Raw genomic sequence first — 17,379 nt, forward strand, 5'->3', positions numbered from 1 at the left:
AGCCGTCGGCACACGTGCATGGTATCGATGCCGTGCAAATCGGAAACGGCGCTGCCTTTCCGGACAGCGCCCGTTCGCCTGGCGCGCCACACTCCTTTCCGTCATCCAGCGCGATGAATCGCGGCCGTCCACGACGCCGCACCGCCGTCATTCTCATTGATCTTACGGAAAGGATCGAACCATGTCGCATCATCTCGACTCCCCGCTCGCCCGGCAGGACATCCGTCTCGACATTACCGACCTGTACTGCTTTCGAGGCGAGACCGGCACCGTATTCGTCATCAACGTTTGCCATTCGATTGCCGGCGACGTGCCGACCCCCGGCTACCACCCCGAGGGGTTCTATGAATTCAAGATCGACCTCGATCAGGACGCAGTCGAGGATGTGACCTATCGCGTCACGTTCGACGAGCGTGATACCGGCGGCAAGCAGCATTTCGTCGTGCGGCGCATCGTCGGCGCCGCAGCTACGGATCCGCATGCAGCCGGCGATATCGTTGCGCAAGGCGACACCGACGAGACGATTACGACGCCGTCCGGCCTGCGCGTGTGGGCGGGACGCGCAGGAGATCCGTTCTGGATCGAGCCCGACGTCCTTCACGCGGTCGGTCATGCGTTCCAGGACGGACAGCCGCTCGATCTGGGTACGTGGCAGCCCGGCGACGCGCGCAACCTGTTCGCCGGTCACACCGTGTATTCGATCGTTCTGGAAGTGCCTGACGCCGAGTTGCTCGCCGCGGCCAACGGCAACCGGAGAATCGGCGTGTGGGCGGTCGCGACCCTCGCCACCGACAGCGGCGGCTGGCGACCGATCAACCGTGTCGGGCTTCCGATGATTCATCCGCTCTTCACCCAGTACAACGAGGACCTCGGCGATCGGCTGAACGGCGGTCGCCCCGCCGACGACTTCGAAACCTACGGCGCAACGCTCATCAAGTCGATCGCCGGCGCGGTGCGAGCCAACGGAACGGCCGAAGATCCGGACGGCTATGCAGCAGCCGTCGCTCATCGACTGCTTCCGAACGTCCTGCCGTACACGGTCGGCACGCCGGCCGTATTCGGCTTCGCGCAATGGAACGGACGGTCCATGACCGACAACGCACCGGACGTGATGTTCTCGATCGCCGCAAATACGCCGATCAGCCTCGGGATCGGGAAAGAATCGGTCACGTCGAAGCCGACGTCGACGTTCCCGTACGTGCCCAAGGCCTGAAGCGAGTCGGCGGTGCGTGACGCCGCCGACTTCCCCTGCGGCAACTGACTGCTCTGCCGCGGCTGCCCCGTATCTCCCCATCTTTTTGACGAGGCTTCCATGTCTGCAAGCCATGACATTCGTCGTTTTTCGTATCACCGCACGGCAACCGTTTCACTGGCCGCAGTCGCCATGTTCATCGTTGTTCTTCACGTCGTGGGTTGGGGTACGTTGCTTGCGTTCATCGTTCCGCACCATCTCAGTGTCGGCTCCCGAGCTTTCGGCATCGGCGCCGGCATCACTGCGTACTCGCTGGGCATGCGGCACGCGTTTGACGCCGACCACATAGCGGCGATAGACAACACCACGCGCAAACTGCTCGGTGAAGGACGGCAAGCTTCGAGCGTCGGATTCTGGTTCTCGTTCGGTCATTCGAGCGTCGTGTTCGGGCTCGCCATCTTCATCGCGCTCGGCATGCATTCCTTATCGGCGCATGTACTCGACGCCGGCTCGCCGCTGCGCGTGCTGACAAGCACCGTCGGCGCGCTCGTCTCCAGCGTGTTCCTTTATTCGATAGCATCACTGAACATCGCCGCGTTTTACGATCTTTGGAAGGCTTTTCGCAGCATGCGGAGCGGGCGGCTCGACGAAGCGCAGCTTGAACGTTGCCTCGAATCGCGCGGCCTGATCAGCCGTTTTCTCGCGCCGCTGATGCGTATCGTTCGCAAGCCTTCCCAGATGTACTTCGTCGGCGTCCTGTTCGGACTCGGCTTCGATACTGCAACGGAAATCGCCCTGCTGGTGCTGACAGGCGCGGGTGCCGCGTCGGGCCTTCCGTGGTACGCGATTCTCTGTCTGCCCGTTCTGTTCGCCGCCGGCATGCTGTTGTTCGACACGATCGACGGCTCGTTCATGACGCTTGCGTACGGATGGGCGCTCGCGCAACCCGTTCGCAAGATCTACTACAACCTCGTCGTCACCGGTCTCTCCATCGGCTTTGCACTCATCATCGGAACGATCGAGATGCTCGGCCTGCTCGGCAATGCTTTACACGCGCACGGCGCGTCAGGTACGTGGCTGCCGGCACTCGACCTCAACCATATGGGGTTCGCGATCGTCGGCCTGTTCGTCGCGACATGGGCGGTGTCCGCCGCGATATGGAAGTTCGGACGAATCGAACAACGCTGGGCACGCGGTGGAGGCGCATGATTCTTCACCGGTTTGACGTTCACTCACCACCAAGGAAACCCATCATGAGCAAGGTCATACTCATCACCGGCGCGTCGAGCGGCTTCGGCAGGCTGACAGCAGAGGCACTCGCACATGCCGGCCACATCGTCTACGCGTCGATGCGCGATACGGCGGGGCGTAACGCTGCCGTCACCGAACAGATCAGCGCACTCGCGCATACGTCAAGCATCGACCTGCGCACACTTGAACTCGACGTGCAGTCCGACGCGTCCGTCGAGCACGCGGTCACAACCGTTCTGGAGCAGGCCGGCGGCATCGATGTGCTGATCCACAATGCCGGGCACATGGCCTTCGGTCCGGCCGAAGCGTTTACGCCCGAGCAGTATGCGCAGCTTTACGACATTAACGTCGTCAGTACGCAGCGGGTGAACCGGGCGGTCCTCCCTCACTTCCGTGAGCGGCAGCAAGGATTGCTGGTGTGGGTATCGAGCAGCAGCGCCGCGGGCGGCACACCGCCCTACCTCGCACCGTATTTTGGTGCGAAGGCGGCAATGGATGCGATTGCCGTGTTGTACGCACGCGAGTTGTCGCGCTGGGGAATCGAGACGTCGATCATCGTCCCCGGCGCATTCACGCAGGGCACGAATCACTTCGCTCACGCGGGAGCCCCGGCGGACACGGCCCGCGCGGCCGAATATGACGCCGGCCCTTACAAAAACTTCGGGCACGAAGTCCAAGAGGCATTCGCCGCAATCGTACCGCCCGACGCCCGTGCGGATCTCGTCGCCGATGCGATCGTGGACGTAGTCGCGAAGCCGACAGGCAAGCGCCCGTTCCGCGTGCATGTCGATCCGACCGAAGACGGCGCGAACGTGGGCTTCGCCGTGCTCGACCGGCTGCGCGCCGAGATGCTGCATCGCGTGGGACTGTCCGACCTTCTTGCGCCGCGAATCCGCACATCGCCGTGAGCAGGCACACCGCGCCGGTTTGACCGCGCCATGACGGCGTGCCGACGCGTCCTTTCGGTACTCAATCTTCCCACCACCGCCCGGGCCCGGCCGTGCGACGAACCTTCGTTCGCGGCGGCCCGGCATACACTCCAGGAGCACGACATGATCCAATCTTCCGAAAAGGTAGCCCTCGTTACCGGTTCTTCGCGCGGGATCGGCGCGGAAATCGCGATTCGTCTTGCGCGCGACGGCTTCAAGGTCGTCGTGAACTATGCCAGCAACGCGGCGCCGGCCGAGGAAGTCGCCGCAACGATTCGCGAGAGCGGCGGCGACGCGTTGCTCGTCAAGGCCGACATCGCCGATCCGGCCGCGACCATTGCGATGTTCGACGCGACGGAGAAGGCTTTTGGCCGCGTGGACGTCGTCGTCAACAGCGCAGGCGTCATGAATCAGGCGAAGATCGCAGACTTCGACGATGCGACTTTTGACCGAACGGTTGCGATCAACTTCAAGGGTGCGTTCAATGTATCGCGCGAGGCCGCCCGCCGTGTTCGCGACGGCGGCCGGATCATGAACTTGACGACAAGCGTTACCGGTGTGCGCTTGCCGACGTATGCCGTCTATATCGCGACGAAATGCGCGGTGGAGGGGCTGACTCAGGTGCTCGCCCAGGAACTACGCGGACGAGGCATCAGCGTCAATGCCGTGGCACCCGGCCCCGTGGCCACCGAGCTATTCCTCGCCGGCAAGAACGCGGAGCTCATCGATCGAATGGCGAAGATGAATCCGCTCGAACGATTGGGGCAGCCGTCGGACATCTCGGCCGTCGTCGCGTTTCTGGCCAGCCCGGAAGGCGCGTGGATCAACGGCCAGGTCGTTCGTGCAAACGGCGGCATGTGCTGAATCCACAGTCCGGGACGGCGTTCATCGCGCACGGCGCATCGATGCCGATCCCGGACCGTATATCGCGAAGGCGCCTTCATCTGAAGGCGCCTTCGCCTCGCTGGCTCGATTCGATGCATGGCCACTGATAGTCGGGCGGAACAGCCAACGTAGATTGGTCGTTCCACTCCGGAATCCATTCAACGCACCCAACCCTCCGTCTTCATGATTGCGGCTCCCCGATCACTGGTCAGGAAATCGAGGAACTGTCTTGCTTCAGGATCGGCATCCGGGGCGAGCGCAACATTGACGTCTCTCCAGATCGCCCTGTTCGCGGGCAAGCTGACGTAATCCGCTTTGTCGGCATGTGTAATCGGCCAGTCGGGCCACGTGATCCACGCATCCGCGTCCTTTTCGACGAACATCCTGAAGCTCGGCCCGCTGCCCGTGCCGAATCCGACGATGTTCCGCCGGAACCGCCTCACGTCGTCGAGGCGTCCCATGCGGCCGGCGATGTCCTCCCACGTACCCGTGCCGGACGTATTCGCCACGCCCGCGCCTTCGGTGACGACGATACGTACGCCATCCGCGAGCAGATCGTCAAAGCCGCGGATGTGTTTCGGATTGCCCTTCTTCACGGCAATGACAGCTGGACGAATATAGATCGGCGCGACGTCACTCCATTGAAACACCGTGTAGGTTTCCAGCAGGCCGGCCATATCTTCTTCCGACGTCCCCCACAGAATATCGGCGTCGGCTTGCGCTTTGCGGCTCCACATCGGCTCCGGCCCGCCCGTCACCTCCACTTTGATACCGGTTTCGTCAGTGAAGACCTTTGCAACCTTCTGGAACGCGGTATCCGGGCCGCCGGCTCCGTACAAACGCACGATGCCGTCTCGCGCGTCACGCCGTATCGTCGGATCGGCAGTTTCATGAGCGAACGCGCCGCACGATACCATTAGGGTTACGAATGATATAGCCGTCTTCTTTTTCGAGGAGCTGAACATGATGGGTCCATTTATGTGAGTTGCTTCAGAAATTGCACGCGGTTTCGATGCGTTTCGAATCGCTCTACAATGCAAGAATCGTGCGCACGGCCTGCATTTCGTCCATGAGCTCCACGATCGATGCGTCGATACGGGCACGCGCGAACGCGTCGACCTTGAGATCCGGGACGATACGATAGTGACCTTCGCTGCAAATCGTCGGCATGCCGAACATCAGGCCGCGGGGAATGCCGTATTCGCCGTCCGACACGATGCTCATCGACACCCACCGGCCGTCGCTTCCGCGAATCCAGTCGCGCATCTGGTCGATCGCTGCATTGGCCGCCGACGCCGCGGACGATGCACCGCGCGCTTCGATGATTGCGGTTCCGCGGCGGGCGACTTCGGGAATGAACGTCTCGACATACCACCGTTCGTCGCCGACCCGCAGCGGGGCAGGCTGCTGGTCGATCAGCGCATGACGATAGTCCGGAAACATGGTCGGCGAATGATTGCCCCAAACCGCCATGCGGGTGACGGCATCCACCGCTACGCCGCATCGGGCGGCCAGCTTCGATACGGCGCGATTGTGGTCGAGACGGATCATCGCGGTAATGGCATCCGCCGGCAGGTCGGGAGCGTAGTAGCGTGCCACCCACGCGTTGGTGTTGGCCGGGTTGCCGACGACGAGCACCTTGACCTGCCTGTTCGCCACTTCATTGAGCGCATGGCCCTGGGCACGGAAGATGGCGGCGTTCGCGGCCAGCAGATCGCGCCGTTCCATGCCTTTTCCGCGCGGACGCGAGCCGACGAGCATCGCATAATCGGCGTCGCGAAACGCAACGCGCGGATCATCGCTGATTTCGACCGACTGCAGCAACGGGAATGCACAGTCTTCCAGTTCCATGACTACGCCGCGCAGCGCGTCGAGCGCGTGCGGCAGTTCCAGGAGTTGAAGGATCACGGGTTGATCGTCGCCGAGCAGATCGCCGCGGGCGATTCGGAACAGCAACGAATAGGCAATTTGACCGGCCGCCCCGGTCACGGCCACACGGCGTGCTGATTTGGACATGCTGCATCTCCTTCGAAGGTTCGGTGATGGTCATGGCATCGCTCCACGCCGGCCGGCCGCTTAGTGCACGTGCGGTCGGTGGGAGCGCGTTCAACGATTCGTTCAGGCGGTGGCGGGTCGTGCGCGGCCGACGAGGCAGGGGGCGTGGAACAGTTCGCCGCGGGCGAGGCCGCGCAGCGTGCGGGACAGCACGGTCAACCACAGCCCGCCGAGCAGCGCCGCGAGCGCAATCCCGAGCGCGGCAAACGCGGCAAAGCCGGTGGTTCGATAGAGACTGAGCGTCACGACGGTGTAGACGCCGAGCGGGAATGTAAATCCCCACCATCCGAGATTGAACGGCAGCCCGTCGCGGGAATACTTCAGTGTGAACAGCATCGCCATGGCCAGCCACCAGAGGCCCACGCCCCAGAGCAGCAAAGCGCCGATCAAGCCGATGTCGCGCGCGACGATTGCTGTAGCCTCGAACGGCGTCCCGGCAAATGCATCCGGTGCGACGTGGCCGAGCGCGAGCAAGCCCAGCGCGCCGGTGCCGATCGGCCCGAGCGTCAGCCAGCTGGACGGGCCGAGATCACGATGCGGAAGCTTGTGGATCACCAGCCGGAAGAAGACGACCGTGAGTACGGTAAAGGCGAGCGGCACCGATACGGCCCACAGTACGTAACCAGCGGCCACCAGGAAGCGCGCGGTCTGTGCGTCGACATGCGGCGCGAGCACGGCGGCGCTCGACGCAGCCACTTCAGGCGCGACGATCGGCAGCAGCAGCACGGCGGTGATGCGCTCGAGCGCATGATCCTGTGCGGTGAACATCATGTACGGCACACCGACGGCGACGGCCACTGCCAGCACCGCATCCACACACCACAAGCCGTACGCCAGTTGGCTCGCAGCCCCGCCTCCGTGCGGGCCGGCAAAGAGCACCAGGCCGTTGATGACGGGTGCGAGCCCCATCGGCACCGCGCCGAGGAACATCGACTGCAGCGGATGATGCAACATCGGGCGAATCGTCTCCGGATAGAAGATCCAGCGCGCCAACAGCATGCCGGCAAACAAGACGTAAAGCACGCTATCGGCCATCCACAACGTGTGGGCCAACGTCATCTGCCCTGCAAAGTGCCACGGCAATCCGGCGATGACGAGAAATACGATTCCGTTGCCCATCGTCATCGCGAACCAGTTCGGTGTGAATTGCCGAATCTTGTCCCCGAGATTTTGTCGGCTATGGGCTGCCGTCGTGCCAGGCATTGTCGATTTCATCGCTGTTCTCTCGGAAGGGAGGGGGTATCGACAATGTAGGTGTGTGTGAGCCATACGAAAAATACATGCTTGGCATACGCCACATACCTTCTATTTATAGCCGTCGCTCACGACGCTTTAGCGCAAGCGGCCCGGGCGGGTGCTTGCGCCGCTGCGGTCCGGCGTCCAATCCCACCGGCGAGCCCGACGCGCCGCTATCGGCTGCCTGCCATGCTCTCGAAGACACCGTCGCGCCGGATCCATGCGTGCACGAGCGCAGCGGCAAGGTGACCAAGGATCAGCAGGAAAAACGCATACGCGAGCAGCCCGTGCAGCCGACGCAGTTGACCGTAGACGACGATGTCGTGCGGCAGGATCGGAAACAGCTCGACGCCTTTCCACATCACGATCGGATAGCCGCCGGCGGACTGCATCGCCCAACCGATGAGCGGCATTGCAATCATCAACGCGTAGAGCAGGTAATGCGACAGCTTCGCTACTATGGTCTGCCATAGTGGAATGTCGGACGGCAAAGGTGGTGGCCGGTGCGTCAAACGCACGCCAAGTCGGATCACCGCCAGTAACAGGATCGCGATACCGAGCGGCCGATGCAACGCAAGCAATTGCGGATAACGCGCACTAACGGTCGATACCATGCCGGCTCCGACGAATAGCATCGCGATGATCAGCACGGCCATCAGCCAGTGCAGCGCACGGGCCGGCACGGAAAAGGTCGGGTTTTGGCTCGTCATTTCGCGGCTCCATGATCGTGTTCGAGAGTGATGGCATCCGGGCGCGGCCCTTCCACTGCACGTCGATAGAACGACACCGAGTAGGCTGCGGAGCGCGCGGGCAAAAGCGGATCGTCTGATGGTGCGATGCCTTTCGGCAACATCAGCGGATCGTAATTGAAGTCGCGGCAATGTCCGTCCGCTTCCGTCGCAATTGCATCGAAGACGAGCGTACCCGCGTCGACCCGTCGATGTGGTCCATCCCACGCGATCGTTGCGTTATCGGTGCGATCCTCCGAATTGGCTTGCACGAGCACAAGGTGCCACTTCACCGGCCCCTCATGGACGCGTTCGAGCAGATCGTCGAAGAGGAAGTTTGCTGGCAGTGCGGCAGCCGTGCGCTTGTCCAATGCCGCGAACGGCTGCTCCGGCTCAAATTGCCAGCGCACCGATCGTGCTGCGCCTTGCGCATCGATGAAGCGAAACGCGTTGATGCTGTAGTACGTGCCGTTTGCAAAGCCGGAGGACATTGGCGTTTTCTCCAGATAATCGAAGAAGCGCTGCGTTTCCGGATGCGTGGAGAGGAACGCTTTCATCCTGCCGGGATCAGGCTGTCCCGTAGCACGAACCGGTGTCGATGCGATCTGCAGTGCGACGAAATCGGCCGGATTCGACACGACGAAGATTGGCGTTTGATCGAGCGCCATCCGCCACTCTTCACCGTCGGCCAGCGCGAATCGCATGCCGAGTCCACGAAATATCTGATCGCTGTCCGCACCAGTCGGCACGCTTCCTCCGGTATTGAAGCGACCTGTTACAGGCACCGAGCCGACGCGGAAGAGCGCTGCCGACGACAGTGCGCTACCCGCGCCGTTCGAATCGAAGTGCCCCGCGACACAAATGCCTTTTGTATGGGCTCGGCGAAACCCGGGGAATACCTTGCCGGTATTGGACTGCAGTGAATCGATCAGCTCAGCGCCGCTCAACCGGGCGGGCGTAAGCCAACCTCCAGTCCACGCGAATGCCAAAGCTGATGAGAATACGATAAGCGCAATGGCGGTTATCGCAAGAAACGGGGGGCGGGAAGGGCCGGGAGACGACATTGAATATGCTCCTGGGTCGATCGAGTAGATGGCCGCGACGCGCATTCGCGTCTCGACACCGCTACCGCAACGGTTGCGAAGCAGGCGAAGCGACTATGTCAGGAAATATCCGGAATCCGTTTGGCGTTCGCACGGCCGATTGCAGATCGACACGCGCGGCTCGACCATACTGGCGGGGAGTAGCCGAACGCCGCTAGACCCATGAGCGTGCATTTTTGAAGCGCGGCGATCCATCGCGAAACGCTTTGTAGTCGATTCGAATCAAGCTTCGCCAATGATGCAGATGCACTGCGCATAGCGGCTCAATCGAGCGCAGCCCGATTCGAAGTGCACCTCTGCGTACCTGACATGGGAGCCAGTCCGATGAAATCGATGAACGCGATCCCGTTTCGCGTAGCCTGTCTGACCGCCATAGTCGCGTGCGCGACCGGCTTCGGCCATATGACACAAAAGCGGCCTCTTACCGATACGATGACCGAGGTTGAAACGGATCTGGTAACGCCGCTGGAGCAGATCTCGACCGACGGTCGACTCGCATGCATGATCGCCGGCAACAACGATTCAACGCATCGGAGGATAGCTCCGAATCGATCGGGTCCCGTACGGGATGCTCCGTCACGAAATCCGGTCCCCGTCGTCTCTCGCCGACAGGAACCGTTTCACCATTTTCCCGGTTACAAGACGACCGTCGATGACGCGAAGGACTGGACGTAGGAGCCACCTCATCGACAGGTCGGCCCCTCTCTGCACATGCGTCGAGGTACAGACGGCGATCTCGTCGTCATCCCGAACATCGGTCGTTGGTTATGCAAAGGAAATGTGCTGCCTTGCTTCCCGACCGTCTCGAAAGACGCACCGAGCGCAACAGAAGCTGTAGAACGGAATTACTTCGTTCTATCCAATAATCAGGTGCGCGTTTTCGAAAATCATTGTCAAGGGAGTGTCGGACACTGCGCTGACCCCGACGAAGGCTGAACTACCGCCATGTCGGGGTTGTCGTTGTCTGCGTCGTCTAGCTTGCATCGTCCTCATCATGTCGGGCTAACGTCTGGGCTTCATCACGTGCGGTCGCCTGGTCACGGGCGATGCCTTCACGTCTGAGTCGCAACGCCGTCTGTTTGTCGCTTCGAAGAACGAGTTCAGCATCCATCTGCTCGTTGAAATGGCCGACAAAGTCGTTGAACTTGTCCATGCCAAACAACGCCGCGATGAGTTCAGTACGTTGCGCCGGGGGCCGGGCGGCCATCCGGGAGAAGGCATCAATCCGGTTTTTTTCGATAAAACTGAATCGATAGCGGTCGGCGTCGGCAATCACCGGAATGTCATTGCCATTCGCGGTCGTCGCGACAAGGCGCGGCTCAATAAAGTTGCGCGTATGGATATTCGCGAGATATCGCCGCTCGTCGATACGCTTGAGTTCCGCCTCTTCAACCGAGCCCAATAGCCCACGTTCCAGTGCCTCGCAAAGACTGGTCTTCCCGCTGCCGTTTGGCCCATAGAACAGGATCACTCGTCTGCGAAGATCGAACTGCTCTTCGCGCCGGAAGCCTCGAAAGGGGCCGACGGTCAGTTCCTTGAGTCGCCGCCATGGCCATTCTTCGGCTGCAGCAGGCATATCGATCTCGGGAAGTTCAGCGGGGCTCGCCGCAAGGTGCAGGCGAGCCAAACCGGCCAAAGCTGCCGATCGAGCATTCCGTTGCCGGGCAGTGGCTGCGATCTCGTCGAAATCGGCCAACACCATATTGGCAAAGCGCTTCGCCGCCTCGTTGACACCATGCTGCGGATCGTGGAGCCAGCGCAAAAAAAGAACATAGTCCTGCTTGGCGGAGCCCATCTTCTTATTCCCCCGAAGTCGCCGCGCAAGCCCCTGCGGCATTTTGGCTCTTACTTTAAGCCTGACTTGTCAGCCCGACCAGACAAAAACGTTGGGAAGCGCGCCGAAAACTATTGAATAAAAAAACCAATAGCTTTGTTCAAATTCTGCAAAAAAGGCCACCTTTTTTGCCAACCTACACCGCGCCCCGCCAACCATCTTTCCCCAATAATCCTCCTTGACACCCTATCTTTTGATATATATCTTTCGATATGTTTTACGACACATAGGACACGATCATGCGACACAACCCCTCCCGCGGCCATGCCCGATGCGACGGTCATGGTGCGCATGCCGGCCCTGACTGGTACGCCAGCGTCTGGCAAGCAATCGGCCGCCATCGGCGCGGTCACGACCCATTCGGCGGCGGCCCGTTTGGCGGCCGCGGCGGACGCGGCGGCTTTGGCGATTTCGGCGACGACGGCATGCCGCGCGGCCGCCAGTTCAGCTCCGACGATCTCCAGCTGCTGCTGCTCGCGCTGGTCGCCGAGCAGCCGAGCCACGGTTACGAACTGATCAAGGCGCTCGACACGCGCTCGAACGGTTTCTACAGCCCGAGCCCCGGCATGGTGTATCCGGCGCTCACGTATCTCGAGGAAGTCGGCTTCGTCGTGTCGCAGGCGGAAGGCAACCGCAAGCGCTACGCGCTGACCGACGCCGGCCGCGCGCACCTCGATGCGCAGCGCGAGCGCGTCGACACCCTGTTCGCGCGCCTCACGCATCTCGCACGCAAGATGGAATTCATGCGCCGCGCGTTCGCCGGTGAATCGGCAGGCGGCGAAACGCAGGACGAGACGCAGCCCGGCTGGCTGCCGGAGTTCGTCGAGGCCCGTCTCGCGCTGAAGCGCGCACTGCTCCACAAGAGCGCCGCCAACGCCGACGAACAGCGGCGTATCGCGGCGATCATGCGCCGCGCGACGGCCGAAATCGAAGGCGGCACCGGCGCGTGACCCGCGCCGCCCGTCCACACCCAAGGAGAACGGATCGATGCAGAACCTATCCGAACGCGCCGTTACCCGCGTGCGCCATACGCTGAAGTTCCGCCTGCTGCAGGTCGTGCGCGTGCATGCGGTGACGCCGCACCTGCTGCGTGTCACCCTCGGCGGCCCCGACCTCGCGGACTTCGAATCGTCTTCGTTCGACGATCACGTGAAGGTGTTTTTCCCGCCACCGGGCGCCGACCGGCCCGCGATGCCGACGCTCGGCGCGAATGGCCCGGAGTTTCCCGAAGGCCAACCGAAGCCGGTCGCACGCGATTTCACGCCGCGCCGCTTCGATCGCGCCGCGTGCGAACTCGATCTGGAATTCGTGCTGAACCATCCCGGCCCCGCATCGCAGTGGGCGGCCCAGGCACGCGTCGGCCAATGGCTCGGTATCGGCGGCCCGCGCGGTTCTTTCGTGGTCCCGATCGATTTCGACTGGCATCTGCTGATCGGCGACGATACGGCGCTGCCGGCCATCGCGCGCCGCCTCGAGCAATTGCCGGCCGGCTCGCGTGCGGCAGTCGTGCTGGAAGTCGCGGATCGCACCGCGCAGATAGCGTTCGATACGCGTGCCGACGTGCATGAGATCTGGCGCTTTCGCGCCGAAGCCGACGCGGCGGACGGCGACGTGCTGCTGAATGCGGTGCGAGAATTGCCGCTGCCATCCTCCGGCGACGGTTACGTGTGGGCGGCCGGCGAAGCGCAGTCGATGCGTGCGGTGCGGCAGCACCTGACTGGCGAGCGTGGCGTCGACAAGTCGCGCATCCGCGCGGCGGCATACTGGAAACGCGGCGCAGCGGCCGTGCACGAAACGCTGGAAGACTGACGCGAACGGGAGCCCGAACATCGGCGGGCTTGGCATCGGCGGGGCGACTGGTATATATCTATGTCTGCGACGCCGCTGTCGGGCGACAGCCGCCGCAGCCCGCCCAGGAGCGCCCGTTCATGACAAAAGAAAGCCACGCTTCGCCTTTCCGTCATAACCTGAAGATCGCCGGCTATTGCGGCCTGGCGGTCGTCGTCCTCGCGCTGTTCGTTGCGATGTGCGCGATCCTGAAGGAAAGCGCACTCGAACGTGACGCCGCACAGCACCCGGGCGAGACGCCCGAACTGCACGAAGCGGGCGGCGGCCCGTCCGCTTCGGCTGAAGCGGCCAAGACGCCCGGTTGACGGCGTCCGGCCCGTACTTCTCCCGCGTGGTTCTCCCGCTCAGGGCGCTCGCTCGCGCCCCATCATCACCGCGTGCACGACGTCGCCGATCCGTTCGAGCAGCTCGACGATGCGTTGTCCGTACAGATGCGCAGCCAGCGCGCCGGCGGTGCCGACCAGCACGCCGCCGGCCATGTCGAACGGCCAGTGCACGCCCGCATACACGCGTCCCCAAGCAATCACCACGGCCATCACGGCCATCACGAACCCGCTCAGCCGCGTGCTGCCGGCGAGCATCATGCCGACCGCGAGACTCCACGCGAACGTCATGTGATCGCTCGGAAACGAGCTGTCCGGCGCATGCGGAATCAGTTGCGTGCCGACACCGGCCATGAACGGCCGCGGTGAAAACCAGAAATGCCCGATCACCTGCGCGAGCGCCAGCGCCACGCACGTGCCGACGCCGGCTTCGATCGCCTGGCGGCGCGTCGGGCGCTCGCCGAAGATCCAGGTCAGCAGCAGCATCGCGGGCAGCGCATAGACCAGCCAGTCGGCGGCGAAGATCGCGACGCGAGCAACACCGGGGGGTGGCACGGCGCCGGCATTGATGACGGAAAACAGGGTGAGATTGAGGTTCTGCATGAATGCGGTTGCCTGGGGCGTAACGATTGGACCGGGCGTGCCGGCCGGGTGGAACGATGCTAGTGCTCACTCGCTTAAGAAACGCTTAATGCGTCGGACGGCCGATGATCAAGACCGAGCCTGCGCGTCGCGCGCGAACGCGCTTAGAGCCCGCACTGCAACACAAGTTCACACAATTGTCACATTTCCGCGCGACCGTCTCCCGTAAAAGCTCACCCACCATCCCGTAAAGGCTCACCTTTTTCACATCGTGGCGTCATCGACGCCTGAGAATATCGGGGCACCCCATGCGCTCGATGCCGCTCGCACCGTTCGCCTCAATATTTGCGTTGCAAATCATTCGAAATCGGCAACAATTAATTCCAGATGCGGCATCGCACAACGGCAACGCACAGGCATAGGATTACGAGCTTACGAGCACTCATCCACGAAGCGATCAACAACAAGGAGTCCGCATGAAACCCAGCGATGTCCGATCGAAAGCGTTTGCGATGCCGTTGACCAGCCCCGCCTTTCCGATGGGCCCGTACCGTTTCGTCGATCGTGAGTTTCTGATCATCACGTATCGCACCGATCCGGATCGTCTGCGTGAAATCGTGCCCGAGCCACTGCAGGTCATCGAGCCGCTCGTCCATTACGAATTCATTCGCATGGCCGATTCGACCGGCTTCGGCGACTACACGGAAAGCGGCCAGGTGATCCCCGTCGAGTACAACGGCCACGCCGGCGGCTACACGCTCGCGATGTATCTCGACGATCACCCGCCGATCGCCGGCGGCCGCGAGCTGTGGGGTTTCCCGAAGAAACTCGCGTCGCCCACGCTGCACGTGAACACCGATCACATCCTGGGCACGCTCGACTACGGCAAGGTGCGCGTCGCAACCGGCACGATGGGCTACAAGCACAAGGAACTCGACATCGACGAGCAGACGAAGCGTCTCGCCGGCCCGAACTTCCTGCTCAAGATCATCCCGCACGTCGACGGCACCGCACGCGTATGCGAACTGGTGCGCTATTACATGCAGGACATCAAGATGAAGGGTGCGTGGACGGGCCCCGCCTCGCTCGAACTGGCACCGCACGCACTCGCGCCGGTGGCCGACCTGCCGGTACTCGAGATCGTCGAAGCGCGCCACCTCGTCGCGGATTTGACACTCGGCCTCGGCGAAGTCGTCTACGATTACCTCGCTCAGTAACCTCGGTAACACGTCCGCAGTCCTTTCTCCCTGTCAATCCTTTCACCACGGGAAATTCGAAATGAGCAACCTGAATGGCAAGACCGCAGTCGTCACGGGCGCCGCAAGCGGCATCGGCAAGGAAATCGCACTGGAGCTCGCGAAGGCGGGCGCAGCGGTCGCGATCGCCGACCTGAACCAGGACGGCGCAAATGCGGTCGCCGACGAGATCAACAAGGCAGGCGGTAAGGCGATCGGCGTCGCGATGGACGTAACCAGCGAGGAAGCGGTCAACAGCGGTATCGACAAGGTGGCCGAAACGTTCGGCTCGGTCGACATCCTCGTGTCGAACGCGGGCATCCAGATCGTCAACCCGATCGAAAACTATTCGTTCGCCGACTGGAAGAAGATGCAGGCGATCCACGTCGACGGCGCGTTCCTGACGACCAAGGCCGCGCTCAAGCACATGTACAAGGACGATCGCGGCGGCGTGGTGATCTACATGGGCTCGGTGCACTCGCACGAAGCGTCGCCGCTGAAGTCGGCGTACGTGACGGCCAAGCACGGGCTGCTCGGTCTCGCGCGCGTGCTGGCGAAGGAAGGCGCGAAGCACAACGTGCGCTCGCACGTCGTGTGTCCGGGCTTCGTGCGCACACCGCTGGTCGACAAGCAGATTCCGGAGCAGGCGAAGGAGCTCGGGATCAGCGAAGAGGAAGTGGTGAAGAAGGTGATGCTCGGCAACACGGTCGACGGCGTGTTCACGACGGTGCAGGACGTCGCGCAGACGGTGCTGTTCCTGTCGGCGTTCCCGAGCGCCGCGCTCACGGGCCAGTCGTTCGTCGTCAGCCACGGCTGGTTCATGCAGTAACGTCCTCGCCTCCCGGACGGGAGGCGATTCCCGCACCACATCCATTCTCACGACTCACGATGGCGTACCGTCGCTCGACGGTATGCCATCCGTCTCCGCCATCTACGGCGGGATTTCTCGGAGCAACTGATGAAACCGCACGCGCGTACAGAAAAGCAGGCCGTCGATGCAGCGGACCTGCATCACGAAGCCGGCGCGCCGGCCGCTGCGCGGTCGCTGCCATACGAAACGATCGCGCTCGTCCTGCAGGGCGGCGGCGCGCTCGGCGCGTATCAGGCCGGCGTGTTCGAAGGGCTGCACGAAGCGGGCGTTCCGCTCGACTGGATCGCCGGCATCTCGATCGGCGCGCTCAACACCGCGCTGATCGCCGGCAATGCGCCCGAACATCGCGTCGAGCGGCTGCGCGAATTCTGGGAAACGATCTGCCAGCCGGCATTCTTTCCCGCAATTCCGGCCGCATTCGAGTTCGCGCTGTTCAACAGCATCGACCAGATCCGCACGTTCTTCACCGCGTCGCAGGCCGCGAGCGCGATGATGCAGGGCCAGCAGGGCTTCTTCGTGCCGCGCTTGCCGCCGCCGCTGCCGGGCGTGTCCGATCATCCGGAAAAAATCAGCTGGTACGACACGTCGCAGCTGCGCGCGACGCTGCTCAGGCTGTGCGATTTCGACCGGATCAACTCGGGCGAGACGCGCGTGTCGGTCGGCGCGGTCAACGTCGGCACCGGCAACTTCGTGTACTTCGACAACTCGCGCATCCGCCTCGCGCCCGAGCACTTCATGGCGTCCGGCGCGCTGCCGCCCGCGTTCCCGCCGGTCGAGATCGACGGCGAGTACTACTGGGACGGCGGCGTCGTATCGAACACGCCGCTGATGGAAGTGCTGAGCGCGCGTCCGCGACGCGACACGCTCGCGTTCCAGGTCGACCTGTGGAGCGCACGCGGGCCGCTGCCGCGCACGATGGCCGACGTCGCGGAACGCACGAAAGACGTGCAGTATTCGAGCCGTACGCGTTTCGTCACCGACACGCTGCAGCGCGAACAGCGCTACCGCAACGTGCTGCGCCACGTGCTCGAGCAGGTGCCGGAGGAGCAGCGCAAGAGCGACCCGTGGTGCGTCGAGGCTGAAGCGATGTCGAGCGGGAAGAAGTACAACATCCAGCACCTGATCTATCAGCAGAAGGCGTACGAGCACCACTACAAGGACTATCAGTTCGGTCTGTCGACGATGCGCGACCACTGGAGCGCGGGTCTCGACGACATCCGCAAGACGCTCGCGGTCAAGGACGGCCTCGCGCTGCCCGCCAACGACGCAGGCTTCGTCACGCACGACATTCACCGCCGCCGGTAATG

At 62.8% G+C, this 17,379-nt stretch carries 18 protein-coding genes; 11 read left to right on the forward strand and 7 right to left on the reverse strand.

The window, feature by feature from the left end; all coding sequences use genetic code 11:
• Positions 1-181: 181 nt before the first annotated feature.
• The 4 genes from WS66_RS12390 (at position 182) to WS66_RS12405 (ending at position 4,236) form a co-directional block, all read left to right on the forward strand.
• Entirely contained in the window at positions 182-1,213 is a 1,032-nt protein-coding gene (locus WS66_RS12390; protein ID WP_059605769.1) for a DUF4331 family protein, read from the forward strand.
• Positions 1,214-1,312: 99 nt separating this feature from the next.
• A complete protein-coding gene (locus tag WS66_RS12395; RefSeq protein ID WP_059605772.1) occupies positions 1,313-2,401 on the forward strand; it encodes a HoxN/HupN/NixA family nickel/cobalt transporter in 1,089 nt (362 codons plus the stop codon).
• Between the two features lie 44 nt (positions 2,402-2,445).
• A complete protein-coding gene (locus tag WS66_RS12400; protein ID WP_059605775.1) occupies positions 2,446-3,351 on the forward strand; it encodes an SDR family oxidoreductase in 906 nt (301 codons plus the stop codon).
• Positions 3,352-3,495: 144 nt separating this feature from the next.
• Positions 3,496-4,236, forward strand: coding sequence for an SDR family oxidoreductase (locus WS66_RS12405; protein ID WP_059605778.1), 741 nt, complete (start codon positions 3,496-3,498; stop codon positions 4,234-4,236).
• A gap of 179 nt (positions 4,237-4,415) precedes the next feature.
• Here WS66_RS12405 and WS66_RS12410 read toward each other — a convergent pair whose 3' ends face one another.
• The 5 genes from WS66_RS12410 to WS66_RS12430 all read right to left on the reverse strand — a co-directional run bounded on the left by WS66_RS12410 (position 4,416) and on the right by WS66_RS12430 (position 9,340).
• A complete protein-coding gene (locus WS66_RS12410) occupies positions 4,416-5,222 on the reverse strand; it encodes an extracellular solute-binding protein (protein WP_059605781.1) in 807 nt (268 codons plus the stop codon).
• A gap of 64 nt (positions 5,223-5,286) precedes the next feature.
• Positions 5,287-6,273, reverse strand: a complete 987-nt coding sequence (locus WS66_RS12415) for a malate dehydrogenase (protein ID WP_059605784.1) — start codon at positions 6,271-6,273, stop codon at positions 5,287-5,289.
• Positions 6,274-6,375: 102 nt separating this feature from the next.
• Positions 6,376-7,527 carry a TDT family transporter gene (locus WS66_RS12420; RefSeq protein WP_059605787.1) on the reverse strand — a complete coding sequence of 384 codons (1,152 nt, stop codon included), beginning with the start codon at positions 7,525-7,527 and terminating at the stop codon, positions 6,376-6,378.
• 194 nt (positions 7,528-7,721) lie between these two features.
• The gene (locus tag WS66_RS12425; protein WP_059605789.1) at positions 7,722-8,258 is read right to left on the reverse strand and encodes a cytochrome b; all 537 of its coding nucleotides are present in this window, start codon (positions 8,256-8,258) and stop codon (positions 7,722-7,724) included.
• Positions 8,255-9,340 carry a catalase family peroxidase gene (locus WS66_RS12430; RefSeq protein WP_059605808.1) on the reverse strand — a complete coding sequence of 362 codons (1,086 nt, stop codon included), beginning with the start codon at positions 9,338-9,340 and terminating at the stop codon, positions 8,255-8,257. The genes WS66_RS12425 and WS66_RS12430 overlap by 4 nt, the downstream gene beginning before the upstream one ends.
• 363 nt (positions 9,341-9,703) lie before the next feature.
• Here WS66_RS12430 and WS66_RS34395 point away from each other — a divergent pair, with 363 nt between their 5' ends.
• Positions 9,704-10,054 carry a hypothetical protein gene (locus WS66_RS34395; RefSeq protein WP_236872905.1) on the forward strand — a complete coding sequence of 117 codons (351 nt, stop codon included), beginning with the start codon at positions 9,704-9,706 and terminating at the stop codon, positions 10,052-10,054.
• Positions 10,055-10,352: 298 nt separating this feature from the next.
• Here the strand turns inward: WS66_RS34395 and WS66_RS12440 are convergent, their stop codons facing one another.
• A complete protein-coding gene (locus WS66_RS12440) occupies positions 10,353-11,174 on the reverse strand; it encodes an AAA family ATPase (RefSeq protein WP_059605792.1) in 822 nt (273 codons plus the stop codon).
• Between the two features lie 278 nt (positions 11,175-11,452).
• Between WS66_RS12440 and WS66_RS12445 the strand changes: the two genes are divergently transcribed.
• The 3 genes from WS66_RS12445 to WS66_RS12455 all read left to right on the forward strand — a co-directional run bounded on the left by WS66_RS12445 (position 11,453) and on the right by WS66_RS12455 (position 13,366).
• On the forward strand, positions 11,453-12,163 hold the full coding sequence (locus WS66_RS12445; protein ID WP_059605795.1) for a PadR family transcriptional regulator: 711 nt from the start codon (positions 11,453-11,455) through the stop codon (positions 12,161-12,163).
• 37 nt (positions 12,164-12,200) lie between these two features.
• Positions 12,201-13,022 carry a siderophore-interacting protein gene (locus WS66_RS12450; protein ID WP_059605798.1) on the forward strand — a complete coding sequence of 274 codons (822 nt, stop codon included), beginning with the start codon at positions 12,201-12,203 and terminating at the stop codon, positions 13,020-13,022.
• A gap of 119 nt (positions 13,023-13,141) precedes the next feature.
• A complete protein-coding gene (locus WS66_RS12455; RefSeq protein ID WP_059605810.1) occupies positions 13,142-13,366 on the forward strand; it encodes a hypothetical protein in 225 nt (74 codons plus the stop codon).
• 39 nt (positions 13,367-13,405) lie between these two features.
• On the opposite strand, the gene WS66_RS12460 is transcribed toward WS66_RS12455, so the two are convergent.
• On the reverse strand, positions 13,406-13,987 hold the full coding sequence (locus tag WS66_RS12460) for a phosphatase PAP2 family protein (RefSeq protein WP_059605802.1): 582 nt from the start codon (positions 13,985-13,987) through the stop codon (positions 13,406-13,408).
• A 455-nt stretch (positions 13,988-14,442) separates the two neighbouring features.
• On the opposite strand from WS66_RS12460, the gene WS66_RS12470 reads away from it, so the two are divergent.
• From WS66_RS12470 to WS66_RS12480, 3 genes are all read left to right on the forward strand, one after another.
• A complete protein-coding gene (locus WS66_RS12470; RefSeq protein ID WP_059605805.1) occupies positions 14,443-15,183 on the forward strand; it encodes an acetoacetate decarboxylase in 741 nt (246 codons plus the stop codon).
• A gap of 61 nt (positions 15,184-15,244) precedes the next feature.
• A complete protein-coding gene (locus tag WS66_RS12475) occupies positions 15,245-16,030 on the forward strand; it encodes a 3-hydroxybutyrate dehydrogenase (protein WP_108064654.1) in 786 nt (261 codons plus the stop codon).
• 129 nt (positions 16,031-16,159) lie between these two features.
• The gene (locus tag WS66_RS12480) at positions 16,160-17,377 is read left to right on the forward strand and encodes a patatin-like phospholipase family protein (RefSeq protein ID WP_059604566.1); all 1,218 of its coding nucleotides are present in this window, start codon (positions 16,160-16,162) and stop codon (positions 17,375-17,377) included.
• Positions 17,378-17,379: the final 2 nt, after the last annotated feature.

Source organism: Burkholderia sp. LA-2-3-30-S1-D2 (assembly GCF_001523915.2).
GTDB classification, from domain to species: Bacteria; Pseudomonadota; Gammaproteobacteria; order Burkholderiales; family Burkholderiaceae; genus Burkholderia; species Burkholderia diffusa.